A 17,452-nucleotide genomic window follows, 5' to 3' on the forward strand; every position below is an offset into this window, starting at 1 on the left:
CGTGCCAATACGGGGCCCATCACACGATCCTCCACCCGGAGATCAGCGCGCCATGTCTTGATGGCTCGTCCACGTCAATATCGCGCAATGGATGTGCTTTCCCTGGCCAACGAGAACGATCTGTGCCCCACTTGATCCGCCAAGGGACGGAGCAGCACAGGCTACCGCCAGCCACCTCCAGCAAGTACGCCCAGCGCGCACCGCCGTATGCGTTCCGTTGTTCAACAGGATCCGTCATGGTCTTCGCTCCATTGTCAGCGTGATCGAACTTGACGCAGGACTCTAAACGGCTTTCCTTATGCCATAAATTCCTTTTTTACAATTTTTAAACAAAATAGTACTTTTAAATTAAATTCGTACTAGTCCTATATATCTCGGCAGGTCTCCGTGCTATTAAGCGCGGCGGAATACCTTATTGATCGTTGATCGAGCGGCGGTGGTAGCATTGCCTATTCAATGCACGCCGGTACTGCCCACTAGCCCCTGGGCGTGGCGGCTCAACGTCGTGTAGTTGGTGGGTATTGGGGACTGGCAAGTCGGGAAATGCGAGCACGCGGCTCCCCGGCTGCAGCCGTGTGGAGCGCTCCCAAGGGGGGCACGCCGGCCCGCGCTGCGAAGCGGGCCGTAGCGGTGTGCCAGAGCGTATGGGCCGCCCCGGGCCCTACTTCGCCGCCGGGCGCCTTGTCAGCTGACGGTAGCGCGTCAGCGCCCACAGCGGGAAGTAGGCGGTGTAGCCGTGGTACTTCAGGTAGTAGATGCGGGGGAAGCCCGGCGCATTGTGCGACGGATGCTGCCAAAGGCCGCTGCCAGTCTGGCAGCCCAGGAGGTAAGCGATGCCCCTGCGCACTGTGGGCGTATCCACCTCGCCCACGGCGAAGAGGGCCAGCAGCGCCCAGGCGGTGCAGTTGGGCGTGCTCTCGCCCCCATTGGTGCCCGCCAGCGAGTGGTCGAAGTAGCTGTCGTTGGTCTCGCCCCATCCGCCGTCGGCGTGCTGGCAGCGTAGCAGCCAGTCGACTGCCTTGCGGACATAGGGCTGGCGCACGTCCTCGCCCACCAGCGCCAGGCCCGCCAGCACACTCCACGTGCCATAGATGTAATTGCTGCCCCAGCGTCCCCACCAGGCGCCGTCGGCGCGCTGCGTGCGGCGCAGATAGGCCACGCAGCGCTCGACGGCGGCGGCGTGCGTTTCGCGGTTTCCGCTCAGGCCGATGCATAGCAGCACGCGGCCGGAAACGTCCTCGGTGGGCGGATCCAGCAGGGCGCCATGGTCGGCGAAGGGGATACGGTTCAGGTACTCGCGATCGCAGTTGGCATCGAAGGCGCCAAATCCGCCATTGCGCGATTGCAGGCCCACCATCCATTTCACGGCGCTCGCGACCGCGTCCTGGTAGCGTTCGGGCTGGCCGATCCGGCGCGCGTGCACGGCAAGCATGGCGGCCACCACGGCGCTGTCGTCGATGTCAGGGTAATAGGCGTTGGCGTACTGGAACGCCCAGCCGCCGGGCTGCACCGAGGCCGGCACGTGCTTGCCCCAATCGCCGCGCAGGTCTCGCACCTGCCGCGCTTCCAGCCAGTCGTAGGCGCGCTGCACCGCCTCCTGCGTGCGCGCGTCGGTGCCGGCGTGCTGCAAGGACATGATGCTCCAGGCGGTATCCCACACCGGCGACAGGCAGGGCTGGCAATAGGCCGAGCCGTCGGCGCGGCGCACCACGAGCTTGCGGATGGCGGCCAGGCAGGTAGCGCGGGCCGGATCCGTCTTCGGCACGCCGAGCAGCGCCATCATCTCGTACCAGTACACCATCGGCGGAAAGATGCCGCCCAGGCCATCCTCGCCGTTCATGCGCTCCACGCACCAGGCTTGCGCCCGGGCAACGGCCCGCCGGCGCACCGAGGAGGGAATCAGCGGCTCGATCGCGCGTGCCAGCTTGTCGACCACCAGGAAGGCCTTGCGCATCAGGCCTTCGCGGGAGAAATAGTGCCGCTCGCGCTCGGGCGGCGTGACGAACAGTTCGCTGACCCCGACACGGTGCGGATTGGCGGCCTTGGCCCGCATCGAGCACAGCACCGTCAGCGGTACCAGCGTGGAGCGCGCCCAGTAGGCCATCTTGTCCAGATGCACAGGCGCCCAGCGAGGGAACAGGATCAGCTCGACCGGCACGAAGGGGGTGGCGCGCCAGGGCACCTGCTCGAACGTGGCCAGGAGGATGCGGGTGAACACATTGGCCTTGGCGGCCCCGCCCTGCGCCAGGATGGCGCGGCGGGCCTGGGCCATGTGCGGGGCCTCAGGGTCGTCGCCCGCCGCCTTCAGCGCGTAGTAGGCCTTGACGCTGCATGACACGTCGAGCGCGCCGCCGTGATACTGGTCCCAGCCACCATGACGGTCTAGCCTCTGGATGCTTCGCAGGTAGACCGCCATCGCCGCCTGCAATTCGGCGTCGATTTCGTCCACGAAGTGCATCATCAGGATGTACTCCGCGGTGATGGTGGCGTCCGACTCTAGCTCGAAGCACCAGTGTCCGTCGCGATGCTGGTGGCTTAGCAGGGCCTCGCGGGCCGCGTCGATGGCCCGGTGCAGGTCCGCGCCGGCGCCCGGCGTGGCGGGCGTTTCCTGCTTGGGTGCGCCGGCGTCATGCCAGGTGCCAGGTTGAGCCTTTGGCTGGGTATTCGGTTGGGTATTCAATTGGAAATTCGATCGTGCGTTCATTGCGGCTGGCGCCGCGTCATCTGGTCCAGCTGGCGCAGGACTTCCGCCCTCAGCCCGGGTTCCATCGACTGGCTGCCCAGCAGGTCGGCGAGCCACAGCCCGTCAGCGGCCAGGCGGCAAATCATCAGCCTCGCCGCATCTGCCGCGGGCAGCGGATCGGGGCGTGCGATTTCGGCGATGCGTGGCGCCCAGCGATCGCGCGTATCTGCATCGGTCAGCATCAGCGCCAACAACAGGTGCAGATAGCTGGCGGCGTCCTCTTTCCTCTCTTCCTGCAGCGTCGCCCGCATATAGGCCCGCGCCGCGCGGCCCTCGGCCTGCGTGTCGCTGGCGATCGCGGCGGCCACATCGGCGTTGAAGGTCTCAACCGCGTCGTCGAAGAGCGCGTCCAGCAGCGCCTGCTTATTGCGGAAATGATGCTGCAATCCGCCCTTGCTGACACCGGCACGCGCCGCCACCGCATCCAGCGTCACGGCGCGCAGGCCGGATTCGAGGGCGAGCTGGGCCGCGGAATGCAATAGCTGCGGGCGCAGCACGTCGGGCTGCTTCTTTCGGCGGTGTGCTTGTGTCATGGAGGCGGATCATACCAGCCAGACGGATTGTTTGGCGACAGGATGCGCTACGGGGTGGCACGCCGCGCGCCAGCAACCCGCTGCGGCAGACACGCAGGAGCCGCGTCGCCGCGGCCCCGGCTTGCCAGGGCTAGCGCCAGCGCGAGCGCGCAACCAGCGCCTCGCCCCTCTCACTGCCCCCGCTTATCCCCCACAACCGCATCCATCCCGCTCCTCTCGATCTCCTCTCTTGCCGCAGGCGAAGCCAGATACCGAATCAACGCCCGCCCGGCCTCCGGATGCTCCGCGCCCACCGGCACACCCGCCGCAAAGCTGGTCACCTGCTGCACCGCCTCCGGAATCTTCCCGACAAACGTGGCACCCGCCACCGGCAGCAACTCGCTGACCTGCTGCAAGCCGACCTCATAATCGCCCTGCGCCACCACGCTACCCACGGGGGTCTTCTCAATCCTATGCGCGCGCCCCTTGACCTGTTCCTCGATCCCCAGCTTCTTGAACATCTCCTTCTCGACATACACGCCGCTGGCGCTATCGGAATAGGCAATGGAGCGCGCCTCCAGCAACGTCTTGCGGAACGCATCGACGGTGCTGATATCCGGCTTTGGCGCGCCAGCCCGCACCGACAGGCCGATGCGCGAATCGGCCAGGGCTACCCGGCTATCCGGCACCACCTTGCCTTGCCGGATCAGCTCATCCAGCGCGTAGCCAACCATGATCACCACGTCGGCATGCTCGCCGCGCGCGAGCCGGTTGGGAATCGCCTCGGAGGACTTGCCCATCGACGGGCCCCACGCGGTTGACAAGGTATTGCCCGTGGACTTCTCGAAGCCGGGTCCGAGTGCCTTGTAGGCTGCGGTGAAGCCGCCCGAGTTCATGACCTTGACCTCCTCGGCCAGTGCATTGCCAGCGCCCAGCGCAAGGCTGGCCACGCCGGCCAGCACCAGCGCCAGCAACGGCCGCTTGCGGGAATCATGGGAGTTCGAAGGACGACTGCGGAGGGAGGTGACGACGGGGCTGGGCACTGCGGCGGACGATATGGGCATATGCGCTCTCGATGGGCATTGAAATGGGAAATGGGAACAGACAAAAGACAAAAGACAAAAGTCCTGCCCGCATCGGTCTCCGAGGGCAGGCAGCCCATTCTATGCACGCGCCGCGCGCCGCGATAATGCAATCTTTTTCAGCTTTGATCGCTTTCACGCATCAATGACCGCGCCCGGCCCCGCGCTGGCACCGCCTGCGCGACCATTTCGTACAACGCCTGCGCATGCGGCGACAGCATGCGCCCCCGGCGCCGCAGGATCCCCAGCATGCGGGAGACCGCGGGCTCGCGCAGGGGCACGGCGGCCAGCCCGGAGCGGTCGCCATCGGGCAGCGCCAGCCGCGGCACCGCTGCCACGCCAAGGCCGGCCTCCACCAGCGCCAGCACGCTGCTGACGTGGCGTACCTCGTAGAAGGCGGCCGGCCGCCGCGGCGCCTCCGCCAGGGCGAGATCCAGCATCAGGCGGTTGCCGCTGGACTTGGCCAGGGCCACCAGCGTGTGCCCGGCCAGTTCGGCCCATTTCACCGAGCGCCGCCGCGCCAGCGGATGGTCGCGGCGGCAGGCCAGCACGAACGGATCGCGCAGCAACGGCTCGAACAGCAGATCGGCTTCCTGCGTGCCGATAAAGTTCAGGCCGAAATCCGCCTCGCCGCTGGCCACGCTATGCAGCACGACGTTAGCCCCTTCGTCCACCATCTTGACGCGGACATTCGGATACTGCGCACGAAAACGCCCGATCACCGCCGGCAGGAAATAGTGCGCGGCCGAGGGCACGCAGGCAATGGTCACTTCGCCGGCGCGAGCCGTGGCGGCATCGCCGATGCCAAGTAGCGAAGTCTCCACTTCCGTCAGCACCGCACGCGCCTTGCCGACAAACTCCCGCCCAACCACAGTCAGGGTGACGCGGCGCGTAGTGCGCTCGAACAACTTGACGTTAAGCGCTTCCTCCAGTTTCTCGATGCGGCGCGACAGCGCCGGCTGCGACAGGTTGAGGGCTTCGGCCGCCGCGCGAAAGCCGCCTTGCTCGACCACCGCCACCATGGCCTGCAGGTCGCCGAGGTCGAATCTGATGTGTTGCATGGTTTTCCAGGCTGCGGCAATGAAAACAAGAGGGGAAGGACAGGATGGCGGCAATACGGCCAGCGTCAGGGCATTGATGCGCAGTACCGATCAAAGCGCCCCGCTCCCCATTCTAGTCCCCTGACCTGACAGCCCCGCCGCAAGCCAATGGTCTACCCCCTCTTGCGTAGGTGGGTAGCGGCGACGCCGCTAGGGTATTCTCCCGAGCTTCCCGCCCGCCCGGGCACCCGCACCCAATCACGCGATACAACCGGAGGAAATCAGCAGATGTCGGACCCGTTCGCCCTGCTAGCCGTCACGACGCTGCTCAGCGTCATGATGCTGGCGATCGTCTGGTCGCTGCGCCGCTGCGGCCAGCCCGGCGTGAGGCACTGGTGGCAGGCCAACCTGACGGCCATGGTGGCGCTTGTACTATTTACGCTGCGTGGCCGGGTCCCCGACATCCTGTCGATCGTGGTAGCCAACGGCGCGCTGGCGTGGGCGCTGGCGCTGTTCCACGCCGGCATCGCGCGCTTCTGCGGGCGAGAGCCGCCCTGGCGGGCCATGGCGGCGGCGGCCCTCGCCGTGGTGGCCGGCATCGTGACGTGGCGCTATATCTACAATGACTTCAACGCGCGCGTTGTCGTCGTTTCGGTATTCCATGCCGTGCTGTGCGCCTGCGCGGGGTACGTGCTGGTGCGTTACCGCCCGCGCGCCCGCCCCACCAGCCACTACCTGACCACGGCCGGTTTCGCCTTTTTCCTTGCCGCCGCGCATGCCCTGCGCGGCATCTTGTCGGTGCTCTCGGTCATGGACGACCCGTCCACCATGACCTCGCCCGGACTGAATGCCGCCTTTCTCGTGCTGGGTGCGATGGCCACGCCGGGTCTCACCATGGGCGCGGTGCTGATGATCCACGATGCGATGGTGCACCGGCTCGAAGCCATTGCCAACAGCGACTACCTGACGGGCGCCATGTCGCGCAAGGCATTCGAGGAGGAAGCCTTTCGCGAACTGGCCCGCGCCGCCCGGGGCGGGCACCCGCCGGTGCTGCTGATCGTCGACATCGACCACTTCAAGTCGGTCAACGACACGTTCGGCCATGCCGCCGGCGACGCCGTGCTGGTCGAGTTCGCGCGGCTTGTCACCGCCAGCCTGCGCGCGCCCGACCGCATCGGCCGCATGGGCGGAGAGGAATTCGTCGTGCTGTTGCCAGCCAGTTCGCTGGAGGATGCCCGCCACGTCGCGGAGCGCATCCGCTCGCTGGCCGAGGCCAGCCCCGTCGGCGGCCCTTCCGGCACGGTGCGCTATACCGTGAGCGGCGGCTATGCCGCATGGCAGCCCGGCGAGAGCCTGCAGCAACTCACCGCGCGCGCCGATACCGCGCTCTATATGGCCAAGCTCTCGGGGCGCAACCGCGTGCTGCCGCATACGGCTGCCCCTGACGTCATGCCGCACGCCGCTCCGGCACATGCGGCGCAGCCCTCCGCCATGGGCCCTTCCGGCGAGCGCCAGCGCCGTTAGGGCATCGCGGGCGTCGTGGCCCGATACGCGCCCGGCCGCAGCCCGGTCCAGCGGCGGAACGCGCGGTGGAAAGCCCCGGGCTCGGCAAAGCCCAGTTCGGCGGCAATCTCCGCCAGCGGGCGGCTGGAATGGCTGAGCGCCTCGATGGCCAGGTCGCGCCGCAGTTCGTCCTTCAGTTGCTGGTAGGTGCCGCCCTCCTCCATCAGCCGGCGCCGCAACGACGATGACGACATATGGACATCGTGCGCCAGCCGGTCGAACGTGGGCCACTGTTCCGGCGGCTGGGCACGCAACTGGCGCCGCACGCGGGCCATGATGCTGCCCCGGTCGCTGTACTTGACCACCACGTTGTGGGGCGCGTCGCGCAGGAAGGCCTTGAGGCTGCGCTCGTCCTGGTGGACAGGCTGGTCCAGCCAGGCCGCGTCGAACACCAGCGCCGTGGCCGGCTCGCCGAACGCCAGGTGGCGCGAGTACATCAGCCGGTATTCCGCACTGTAGGCCGGCTCCGGATAGCTGAACGCCGCCAGCAGGACCGGCACGCGCCGGCGCAGCAGCCAGCTCATCAACCCGTGCAGCATGATCAGCATGGTCTCCTGGGCAAACACGCCCGGCGGCTGCGCCGATGGCGCCGTGAGCACCAGCGCCGCCCGCCGGCGCTTGCCGGCCCCGCTGCCGCCCCCCCGGCCGCCTTCGGCGCCAGCGCCTTCGCGCTCCAGGCGCACGCCGATATCGTCGAGCAGCAGCCCGAAATAGCGCACCACCCGCTCCAGCCCCTGCGCCAGCGTCTTGCTGCCCGCGACGGCGTGGCACAGCATGGCAAAGCTGCCGCATTTCATGCGGCGCGAATCCTGGCCAAAGAATTCATCGTCGAGCGCGGCGGCCACTTCCAGCCACAGGGCGCTGTAGCTTGCGGCGGACACCCGCGCCTGCGGCACCGCCAGCAGCGCCGGCGCGATGCCCGCGGCCTGCAACACCGGCTCCGGCGCGATGCCGCGCGCTCGCAGGCCCGCGATGGCGTGATGCACGAAGCAAATGGCGACGCTGTGTTTTTCCATGGAATGCAACGATCGGTACGGTACGGTTTGCCTGCCCGGGCTCGCCGGCAGTGGCAAACGAGTTCAGCAAGGTTGGCGGATTCTGGCATAGGAGCCCCCCCGCTGTCTTCCTACACTTGCTGCCATGCCCCCCGCCCACAGCGGGCCACCCGACCAACCGCCAGACGCCGCGATCGCGTGCCAACCCCACGCCGGTCCCGGCGCAACCCGAGCCGCCATGCATCAAGAATTCAGCGAACAGCAAGCCATGATCCGCGACACCGCGCGCGCCTTCGCCAGCGAACGGCTGGCGCCGGACGCCGCGGCCTGGGACCGTGCCGGCCAGTTGCCGCCGGAGGTCGTGACGGAAATGGGCGCGCTCGGCCTGCTCGGCATGATCGTGCCCGAGGAATGGGGCGGCACGTATACCGACTACATCGCCTATGCGCTGGCCATCGAGGAGATCGCCGCGGGCTGCGCCGCCTGCGCCACGCTGATGAGCGTGCACAACTCGGTGGGCTGCGGCCCCATCCTGCACTACGGCACCGAGGCGCAGAAGGCGCGCTACCTGCCCCGCCTGGCCAGCGGCGAGATGATCGGCGCATTCTGCCTGACCGAGCCGCAGGCCGGCTCGGAGGCGCATAACCTGCGCACCCGTGCCCGCGCCACCGACGACGGCTGGGTGCTGTCCGGCTCCAAGCAGTTCGTCACCAACGGGCAGCGCGCCGGCGTGGCCATCGTGTTTGCCGCCACCGAGCCGGAGCAAGGCAAGCGCGGCCTGTCCGCGTTTGTCGTGCCTACCGATACACCCGGTTTCATCGTGCACGCGCCGGAACGCAAGCTCGGCATCCGCGCCTCCGACACCTGCGCCATCACGCTGGAAGACTGCCGCGTGCCGCACGACGCGCTGCTCGGCGAGCCCGGCGAGGGCCTGCGCATTGCCTTGTCGAACCTGGAAGGCGGGCGCATCGGCATCGCCGCGCAAGCGCTCGGCATCGCCCGCTCCGCCTTCGAAGCCGCCTGCCGCTATGCCGCCGAGCGTGTGCAGTTCGGCCGCCCGCTGCGCGAGCACCCGCCGATTGCCAACATGCTGGCCGACATGGCTACCGAGCTGAACGCCGCGCGCCTGCTGGTGCACCGCGCCGCGCATATGCGTACCGCAGGCCAGCCCTGCCTGTCGGAAGCCTCGCAGGCCAAGCTCTACGCCTCTGAACTGGCCGAACGCGTGTGCTCCAAGGCGCTGCAGATCCACGGCGGCTACGGCTACCTGGAAGACTACCCGGTCGAGCGGCACTACCGCGACGCCCGCATTACCCAGATCTACGAAGGCACCAGCGAGATCCAGCGCATGTTGATCGCGCGCACCCTTTGAGCGGCGTGCCTGCTCCTTTCCTGCATTGACCCACCAAAACCCAGAACCGACGGAGACCACCCAATGAGTGCCCAGCCCGCTTCCGCAAATACCGCCGCCGTGCCCACCGTCAAGCTGTTGATCAACGGCGAGTGGGTGGAGTCCGCCGCCACCGAATTCCGCCCGGTGGTCAATCCCGCCACGCAGGAAGTACTGGCGCAAGTTCCCCTGGCCACGGCGGCCGAAGTCAATGCGGCCGTCGGCGCGGCGCATCGCGCCTTTGCCACCTGGCGCCACACGCCGTTGGGCGCGCGGCTGCGCATCATGCTCAAATACCAGGCGCTCATCCGCGAACACAGCAAGCGCATCGCCGCCATCCTCACCGCCGAGCAGGGCAAGACCCTGGCCGATGCCGAAGGCGATATCTTCCGCGGCCTGGAAGTGGTGGAGCACGCCTGCTCGATCGGCACGCTGCAGCAAGGCGGCTTTGCCGAGAACGTGGCCGCCACCGTGGATACCTACACCCTGCAACAGCCGATCGGCGTCTGCGCCGGCATCACGCCGTTCAACTTCCCGGCCATGATCCCGCTGTGGATGTTCCCGATGGCGATCGTGTGCGGCAACACCTTCGTGCTCAAGCCGTCGGAACAGGATCCGCTGTCCACCATGGAACTGGTCAAGCTGGCCGTCGAGGCCGGCGTGCCGGCCGGCGTGCTCAACGTCGTGCACGGCGCGCGCGAGGTGGTCGATGCCCTGTGCACGCACCCGGACATCAAGGCCGTTTCCTTCGTCGGATCCACCGCCGTGGGCACCCACGTCTACAACCTGGCCGGCGCGCACGGCAAGCGCGTGCAATCGATGATGGGTGCCAAGAACCACGCCGTGGTACTGCCCGACGCGCACCGCGAGCACACCCTCAACGCCCTGGTCGGCGCGGCGTTCGGCGCCGCCGGCCAGCGCTGCATGGCAACCTCGGTGGCGGTGCTGGTAGGCGCCGCACGCGACTGGCTGCCCGATCTGGTCGCCAAGGCCAGGACGCTCAAGGTCGGCGCCGGCAGCGAGCCCGGTGTCGATGTCTGCCCGGTGGTATCGGTAGCGGCCAGACAACGTGTAACCGGCCTGATCGAAGCCGGCGAGCGCGAAGGCGCCACCCTGCTGCTGGACGGCCGCAACGTGCAGGTACCCGGCTACCCCGACGGCAACTTCATCGGCCCGACCGTATTCGCCGACGTCACCACGGAAATGTCCATCTACACGCAGGAAATTTTCGGCCCGGTGCTGGTAGTGATCGCAGTCGACACACTTGACGAAGCCATCGCGCTGGTCAACCGCAACCCCTTCGGCAACGGCACCGGCGTATTCACCCAAAGCGGCGCGGCGGCGCGCAAGTTCCAGAGCGAGATCGACGTCGGCCAGGTCGGCGTCAATATCCCCATCCCGGTACCCGTGCCCTACTTCAGCTTCACCGGCTCGCGCGGCTCCAAGCTGGGCGACCTGGGTCCCTACGGCAAGCAGGTGGTGCAGTTCTATACCCAGACCAAGACCGTGACCGCACGCTGGTTCGATGACGCGACGGTGAACGATGGAGTGAATACGACCATCAGCTTGCGGTGAAACGAAGGGCGGCGGGCAAGCTTTCAGAAATTTGAAGGCATTGCCTTCTGCCGGCGCGATGCGAAGCGAGCCCCCCAAGCGATGCGAAGCGAGCCGTGAAGGTGTACCAGGCCGTATGGCGCGCCTTCTTTGCCTACTTTCTTGGCAAGACAAGAAAGTAGGTCGCCCCCCGCAGGGGGGTGAAACCGCCTTTGACTTTAGGTTTTTGACTCTAAAGCAGCCGCCACAGCCAAAACACAACCGATACAAAGAGTAAGGAGCCAACATGCACATCGCCTTCATCGGCCTAGGCAACATGGGCGCCCCCATGGCCCGCAACCTGCTCAAGGCAGGCCACACCCTCACCGTATTCGACCTGAACCCAACCGCCCTGTCAGCACTAAAAGCCGACGGCGCCGCCATAGCCCAATCCGCCCGCAAGGCAGCCGCCGAAGCCGACTTCGTCATCACCATGCTGCCGGCCGCCGCCCACGTCCGCGCCACCTACCTCGATCCCGAAGGCGTCCTCGCCGGCGTCCGCCCCGGCGTCCCCCTGGTCGATTCCAGCACCATCGACCCCGCCACCATCCGCGCGCTGGCCGCAGAAGCCAGCAAGCAAGGCAACCCGATGGCCGACGCCCCGGTCTCCGGCGGCACCGGCGGCGCGCAGGCGGGCACGCTGACCTTCATGGTAGGCGCCGAACAAGCCCTGTTCGAGCAACTGCAGCCTGTGCTCTCCGGCATGGGCCGCAATATCGTCCACTGCGGGGGCACCGGCACGGGCCAGGTCGCCAAGATCTGCAACAACCTCATCCTCGGCATCTCCATGATCGGCGTATCCGAGGCCATGGCCCTCGGCGTCAAGCTCGGCATCGACGCCGGCGTGCTGGCCGGCATCGTCAACACCTCCACCGGACGCTGCTGGGCCGCCGACACCTGCAACCCCTACCCCGGCGTGATCCCGGCCGCGCCGGCCTCCCGCGGCTACAGCGGCGGCTTTGGCGCGGACCTGATGCTCAAGGACCTGGGCCTGGCCGCGGACGCCGCCCGCAGCGTGCGGCAGCCGCTCTTCCTGGGCGCCCTGGCCCAGCAGATCTACCAGGCCGTGAGCCAGGCCGGCGACGGGCAGCTCGATTTCTCGGGCGTGATCCGCCAGTACATGACGCAAGAGGAGCCGTCGGCATGATCGAACACGTGATCGACGGGCATATCGCCCGCCTGACCCTCAAGCGCCCGCCCGCCAATGCCTTCAATGCCGAAGGCCTGCAGCAGCTGCAGCAACTGGTGGGCACGCTGAACGCCGACGAGCGCGTGCGCGCCATCGTCGTCACCGGCGACGGCAACCGCTTCTTCAGCGCCGGCGCCGACCTCAACGGCTTCGCCGACGGCGACCGCGCCCATGCACGGGTAATGGCGCAGCGCTTCGGCGCCGCCTTCGAAGCGCTGCAGAATGCGCGCCCCCTGGTGATCGCTGCCATCAACGGCTACGCGATGGGCGGCGGGCTGGAATGCGCGCTCGCCTGCGATGTCCGCATTGCCGAGGAACAAGCCCAGATGGCATTGCCCGAGGCCGGCGTCGGCCTGCTGCCCTGCGGCTGTGGCACGCAGACCCTGCCCTGGCTGGTGGGCGAGGGCTGGGCCAAGCGCATGATCCTGGCCAATGAACGGATCGATGCCGCCACCGCGCTGCGCATCGGCCTGGTGGAAGAGGTGGTGCCGGCCGGCCAGGCCCTCGACGCCGCGATGCGCCTGGCCGAGCGCGCAAGCCATGTCAGCCCGCGCGCGGCGGCCTACAGCAAGCAACTGGTGCACCTGGCCCGCCAGGGCGTGCCGCGCGGCCCCGCGCTGGCGCTGGAGCGCGAGCGCTTTGTCGACCTGTTCGACGGCGAGGACCAGCGCGAGGGCGTCAACGCCTTCCTGCAAAAACGCGCGCCGCAATGGCGCAATGCCTAGGAGCCACGCCATGCGCCTGAACCCGAACGACGCTGCGCAGGAACGCCCCGCCGCCGCCATGAACGCCGAGCCCGAAGTGCTGTTCCAGGAGATCAACGGCGTCGGCGTGATGACGCTGAACCGCCCGCGTCAGCTGAACGCCCTGTCGTACCCGATGATCGGCGCGCTCGATACGCAGCTTGCGGCGTGGGCCACGCGCGGCGACATCGCCGCCGTGCTGTTGCGCGGCGCGGGCAGCAAAGCCTTTTGCGCCGGCGGAGATATCCGCGCGCTGTACGACAGTTTCCACGCCGGTACATCGCTACGCCAGCAGTTCTTCGTCGACGAGTACCGGCTCGACTACCGCCTGCATGGCTATCCCAAGCCGGTGGTGGCGCTGATGGACGGCATCGTCATGGGCGGCGGCATGGGGCTGGCACAGGCCGCGCATCTGCGGGTGGTCACGGAGCGCTCGCGGGTGGCGATGCCGGAGACCGGCATCGGCCTGGTGCCGGACGTGGGCGCCAGCCATTTCCTGTCCAGGCTGCCGCCGGCACTGGCGCTCTATGTCGGGCTGACCGGCGTGACGCTCGGCGCTGCCGATACCTTGCTGTGCAAGCTGGCCGATATCGCCGTGCCCGCCGCGAGCCTGGAAGGCATCGAGCAGACCCTGGCCGGCATTCGCTGGACGGGCGATGTGCTGGCGGACCTGCGCGCCGCGCTGCCGGCAACGCCCCTTGCCGGCGGCGCCGATGCGCCATTGCAGGCGGCCTTGCCGGCCGTGCTGCGGCACTTCCGTCCCGACGCGAGCGTGGCCGGGTTGCTCGACAGCCTGGCGGCCGAGTCCGATCCGGCTTATGCCGGCTGGGCCGAGCGCACGCTGGAGATCCTGCGCGGACGCTCGCCGCTGATGATGGCCGTGACGCGGGAAATGCTGCTGCGTGGCCGCGACCTTGATCTTGCGGACTGCTTCCGCATGGAGTTGGGCGTGGTATCCCACGCCTTTACGCAGGGCGACTTCATCGAGGGGGTACGCGCGCTGATCGTCGACAAGGACAATGCGCCACGCTGGCGCGTGAAGACAGTGGGCGAAGTCAGCGAAGCCACGGTGCAATCGTTCTTCGATAGTCCGTGGCCGCGTGAATCGCATCCGCTGGCGTCGCTCGGCTGACGCCGCGCACGTTGCACGCCGGCATTGCGCCGGCGTGTCATCGAACCAGAGTCCGACCAGCGGCTGATCAGTCCTTCGGCTTCGGCGCGTGGCCGTGCGGCTGGTGCTCGTCCACAGGCACCTTCACCAGTCCGTCCGTGCGGAACATCGCCTTGATGCCCCGCACCGCCTGCCGGATCCGCGCCTCGTTCTCGATCAGCGCGAAGCGCACGTACTCGTCGCCGTAGTCGCCAAAGCCGATGCCGGGCGAGACGCAGACCTTGGCCTTGGCCAGCAACTGCTTGGAGAATTCCAGCGATCCCAGCGCGCGATACGGCTCGGGAATGCGCGCCCAGATATACATCGAGGCCTTGGGAATCTCCACCGGCCAGCCGGACTCGATCAGCCCGCGCGCCAGCACGTCGCGGCGCGTCTGGTAATGCGCGGCGATCTCCTTCACGCATTGCTGGTCGCCTTCCAGCGCGGCGATGGCGGCCACCTGCAGCGGCGTGAAGGTACCGTAGTCGTGATAGCTCTTCATGCGCGTGAGCGCCGCCACCAGGTCGGGATTGCCGACCATGAAGCCGATGCGCCAGCCCGCCATGTTGTAGCTCTTGGACAGCGTGAAGAACTCCACGGCAATATCCTTGGCACCCGGAACCTGCATGATCGACGGTGCCTTCCACCCATCGAACACGATGTCGGCATAAGCCAGGTCGTGCACCACGAAGATATCGTGCTTGCGCGCCAGCGCGATCACGCGCTCGAAGAAGTCCAGCTCCACGCATTGCGCGGTCGGGTTCGACGGGAAGCCCAGCACGATCATCTTCGGCTTGGGATAGCTGCCACGGATGGCGCGCTCCAGCTCGGCAAAGAAGTCCACCCCCGGCACCAGCGGCACCGAGCGGATATCGGCGCCGGCAATCACCGCGCCGTAGATATGGATGGGATAGCTCGGATCGGGCACCAGCACGGTGTCGCCGCGATCGAGCGTGGCGAGCATCAGGTGGGCCAGCCCTTCCTTGGAACCGATGGTGACGATGGCCTCGGTATCCGGATCGATCTCGACGTCGTAGCGCTCGCGGTACCAGTGCGAAATGGCGCGGCGCAGGCGCGGGATGCCTTTGGAAGCGGAGTAGCCGTGGGTGTCGGGGCGCTGCGCGGCTTCGGTAAGCTTGGCAACGATATGCGGCGGCGTGGCGCCGTCGGGGTTGCCCATGCTCATGTCGATGATGTCTTCGCCACGGCGGCGCGCCGCCATTTTCAGCTCGGCGGTGATATTGAAGACGTAGGGGGGAAGACGATCGATACGCGCGAAGCGGCGCTTGCCTGCGGAGGCGGACATGGATTTTCCTTGAACGTAAGCGCCCGGAACCGTCCGAGCGACGCTGCCGGCCGTTGGTGCGGCCGACCGGAAGATCTTAGCGGCGAATACGCACGGCGTCTACGGGTTTTGCAACGCGGCCGGCGACGCGCCCGCGGTGCGGATCAGCGCCTCGATCTCACTTTCGTTCCACACGCGCACGCCCGCCTCGGCCAGCAATGCCGCGGCCACGCCCTGCCCCGGACGCACGGCGCCGCTGAACGAACCGTCGTAGTGTTCGCGGTTGCCGCAGGACGGGCTCAGCGCCTTGAGCAAGGCATGCTTGCATTGGCGCTGCCGCGCGATCGCCAGTGCGTCGCGCGCGCCTGCCGTGAAGGGCTGCGTGACATCGGCGCCGGTGGCGTCGCGCACGATGGCGGCACCGGCCAGCACATGCGCGCCGCTGCCGCCGACGATCTCGGCGGGCGGACGCGGCGTGGGCAAGCCACCCAGCGATTCGGGGCAGACCGGAATCAGGTCGAAATGCCGCGCCAGCACGGCCAGCACGGGCTCGGGCTGGGCCTTGGCCTGGCCGTCGTAGCGCACCGGCTGGCCGAGCAGGCAGGAACTGACAAGGAGCGCGGGGCGGGAGGAAGAATCCGTTGGCATGGCGATGCGGTGTGGACTACGTATGAATGAAGACCGAAGGATCGGCTACGTCTGCGATGGATTGCGCAGCGTCATGCCGCCTCGCCCACCTTCCTCACCACGGCGTCATCGGGCCCGAGCAGGCGGCCATCCTCGGCGCGCACCTCGAGCTGCCGCACAGGCTTGCCGGCCTGGCCATCCACCAGCACCGAATGCGGCTCGCCCGGCGCGAAGAAAAACGCCTCGCCCCATTGGCGCAAACCCACCACCACGGGAAACAGCGCCCGGCCTTTCTGCGTCAGCACGTATTCCTGATAGGCACTGCCGTCCGATGCTGGCACCTGCTCCAGGATGCCGTGCGCCAGCAGCGTGCGCAGCCGGTCGGACAGGATGTTCTTGGCCAGGCCCAGGCTGCGCTGGAACTCGCCGAAGCGCCGCAGGCCGTCGAAGGCATCCCGCACGATCAGCAGCGACCACCAGTCGCCGATCACGTCGAGCGAGCGGGCCACCGGGCACTCCGCACCTTCCAGGCTGGTTCGCCGGACCATATCGCAACTCCGTCTGCGCGCCGCCGGCACGGCGCCGCGGGCTGCGGCGCGCTGCGCTGGCGCCGGTTCCGGCACCCACGGCGAGGCGGTTGCATTGTAAAACCAGCCGATCCGGTCTTCAACCTCCGCGCGAACGGACGCCGCAGCCGTCAATCATCAGTCGTCGATGTTCTCATGCACGGCGGCGGCGCCGGCCTTCCAGTAGCTGGCGGCGCGGATGCGGCCCTTCTCGATGCCGCGCTCGCCCACCAGGTACTGGCGCACGGCACGGATTGCCGCGCCTTCGCCGGCGGCCCAGGCATAGCCCTCGCCGCTCGGCAGCGGGAGCTCGCGCAGCGCTTGCTCCAGCAAGCTGCCAGCGGTTGCACCCGCTGGCGCGCCGTCGCGGTGCTGCCAGCGGAGTTCGACGTCGGCGCGGCTGGGCAGCGGAATTTCGGCGGCGGCGTTGTCCACCGCCAGCACCACCAGCGCGCGCACGCCGGCCGGCAGTTCCTCCAGGCGCCTGGCGATCGCGGGGAGCGCGGTTTCGTCGCCCACCAGCAGGTGCCAGTCGAAGCCCTCGGGAATCACAAACGAGCCGCGCGGGCCGCCCACGCCGAGATGCTGGCCGGCCGCAGCCTGCGCGGCCCAGGTGGAGGCAGGGCCATCGCCATGCAGCACAAACTCGATGTCGAGTTCGCCCGCGACCGGGTCATAGCGGCGCGGCGTGTAATCGCGCGCCGCGGGTTTCTGCACGCCTTCGGGAAAGACCGGGCCGTTGGGGCCGGCTACCGGCAGTATGGGCTTGTCCTGTCCGGCCGCCGGGAAGAACACCTTGACGTGATCGTCGAAGGACGCGGAGACAAAGCCTTTCAGGTCGTCGCCGGCCAGCGTGACGCGCAGCAGTTGCGGGGAGACGGCCTGGGTACGCACCACTTGCAGCAGGCGCATCTTGAGTTCATGGCGAACGCGTTGCACGGTGAGGTCGCGAGTATGCATGGATCTCCTTGATG

At 67.9% G+C, this 17,452-nt stretch carries 15 protein-coding genes; 6 read left to right on the forward strand and 9 right to left on the reverse strand.

Going from position 1 to position 17,452, the window contains the following annotated elements:
* Positions 1-661: 661 nt before the first annotated feature.
* From shc to AC1DS6_RS04060, 4 genes are all read right to left on the reverse strand, one after another.
* Positions 662-2,575 carry a squalene--hopene cyclase gene (gene shc, locus AC1DS6_RS04045; protein WP_477102146.1) on the reverse strand — a complete coding sequence of 638 codons (1,914 nt, stop codon included), beginning with the start codon at positions 2,573-2,575 and terminating at the stop codon, positions 662-664.
* Positions 2,576-2,700: 125 nt separating this feature from the next.
* Positions 2,701-3,276, reverse strand: a complete 576-nt coding sequence (locus AC1DS6_RS04050) for a TetR/AcrR family transcriptional regulator (protein WP_477102120.1) — start codon at positions 3,274-3,276, stop codon at positions 2,701-2,703.
* Positions 3,277-3,446: 170 nt separating this feature from the next.
* Positions 3,447-4,319 (reverse strand): substrate-binding domain-containing protein, encoded by an 873-nt coding sequence (locus AC1DS6_RS04055; protein ID WP_477102121.1) that lies wholly within the window; start codon positions 4,317-4,319, stop codon positions 3,447-3,449.
* A 137-nt stretch (positions 4,320-4,456) separates the two neighbouring features.
* Positions 4,457-5,398 carry a LysR family transcriptional regulator gene (locus AC1DS6_RS04060; protein ID WP_441627872.1) on the reverse strand — a complete coding sequence of 314 codons (942 nt, stop codon included), beginning with the start codon at positions 5,396-5,398 and terminating at the stop codon, positions 4,457-4,459.
* 267 nt (positions 5,399-5,665) lie between these two features.
* Between AC1DS6_RS04060 and AC1DS6_RS04065 the strand changes: the two genes are divergently transcribed.
* A complete protein-coding gene (locus AC1DS6_RS04065; protein WP_477102122.1) occupies positions 5,666-6,901 on the forward strand; it encodes a sensor domain-containing diguanylate cyclase in 1,236 nt (411 codons plus the stop codon).
* Here AC1DS6_RS04065 and AC1DS6_RS04070 read toward each other — a convergent pair.
* Positions 6,898-7,956, reverse strand: a complete 1,059-nt coding sequence (locus AC1DS6_RS04070) for an AraC family transcriptional regulator (protein ID WP_477102123.1) — start codon at positions 7,954-7,956, stop codon at positions 6,898-6,900. The genes AC1DS6_RS04065 and AC1DS6_RS04070 overlap by 4 nt on opposite strands.
* A 217-nt stretch (positions 7,957-8,173) precedes the next feature.
* Between AC1DS6_RS04070 and AC1DS6_RS04075 the strand changes: the two genes are divergently transcribed.
* The 5 genes from AC1DS6_RS04075 to AC1DS6_RS04095 all read left to right on the forward strand — a co-directional run bounded on the left by AC1DS6_RS04075 (position 8,174) and on the right by AC1DS6_RS04095 (position 13,982).
* Positions 8,174-9,307, forward strand: coding sequence for an acyl-CoA dehydrogenase family protein (locus tag AC1DS6_RS04075; protein WP_441636016.1), 1,134 nt, complete (start codon positions 8,174-8,176; stop codon positions 9,305-9,307).
* Positions 9,308-9,370: 63 nt separating this feature from the next.
* Positions 9,371-10,900: a CoA-acylating methylmalonate-semialdehyde dehydrogenase gene (locus tag AC1DS6_RS04080; protein WP_441636018.1), complete on the forward strand. Its 1,530-nt coding sequence runs from the start codon at positions 9,371-9,373 to the stop codon at positions 10,898-10,900.
* 265 nt (positions 10,901-11,165) lie between these two features.
* Positions 11,166-12,065, forward strand: a complete 900-nt coding sequence (gene mmsB, locus AC1DS6_RS04085; protein ID WP_441636020.1) for a 3-hydroxyisobutyrate dehydrogenase — start codon at positions 11,166-11,168, stop codon at positions 12,063-12,065.
* A complete protein-coding gene (locus tag AC1DS6_RS04090; protein WP_441636022.1) occupies positions 12,062-12,832 on the forward strand; it encodes an enoyl-CoA hydratase in 771 nt (256 codons plus the stop codon). Before mmsB ends, AC1DS6_RS04090 begins: the two co-directional genes overlap by 4 nt.
* 10 nt (positions 12,833-12,842) lie before the next feature.
* Positions 12,843-13,982, forward strand: a complete 1,140-nt coding sequence (locus AC1DS6_RS04095) for an enoyl-CoA hydratase/isomerase family protein (protein WP_441636024.1) — start codon at positions 12,843-12,845, stop codon at positions 13,980-13,982.
* A 67-nt stretch (positions 13,983-14,049) separates the two neighbouring features.
* On the opposite strand, the gene alaC is transcribed toward AC1DS6_RS04095, so the two are convergent.
* From alaC to AC1DS6_RS04115, 4 genes are all read right to left on the reverse strand, one after another.
* Positions 14,050-15,306, reverse strand: a complete 1,257-nt coding sequence (gene alaC / locus AC1DS6_RS04100; RefSeq protein WP_441636025.1) for an alanine transaminase — start codon at positions 15,304-15,306, stop codon at positions 14,050-14,052.
* 99 nt (positions 15,307-15,405) lie between these two features.
* The gene (locus AC1DS6_RS04105; protein WP_441636027.1) at positions 15,406-15,933 is read right to left on the reverse strand and encodes a 2-thiouracil desulfurase family protein; all 528 of its coding nucleotides are present in this window, start codon (positions 15,931-15,933) and stop codon (positions 15,406-15,408) included.
* A gap of 71 nt (positions 15,934-16,004) precedes the next feature.
* On the reverse strand, positions 16,005-16,460 hold the full coding sequence (locus AC1DS6_RS04110) for a winged helix-turn-helix transcriptional regulator (RefSeq protein ID WP_045239698.1): 456 nt from the start codon (positions 16,458-16,460) through the stop codon (positions 16,005-16,007).
* A gap of 156 nt (positions 16,461-16,616) precedes the next feature.
* Entirely contained in the window at positions 16,617-17,438 is an 822-nt protein-coding gene (locus AC1DS6_RS04115; protein WP_441636029.1) for a siderophore-interacting protein, read from the reverse strand.
* Between the last annotated feature and the right edge of the window lie 14 nt (positions 17,439-17,452).

The sequence above is a fragment of the Cupriavidus sp. 05L310 genome (assembly GCF_056398185.1).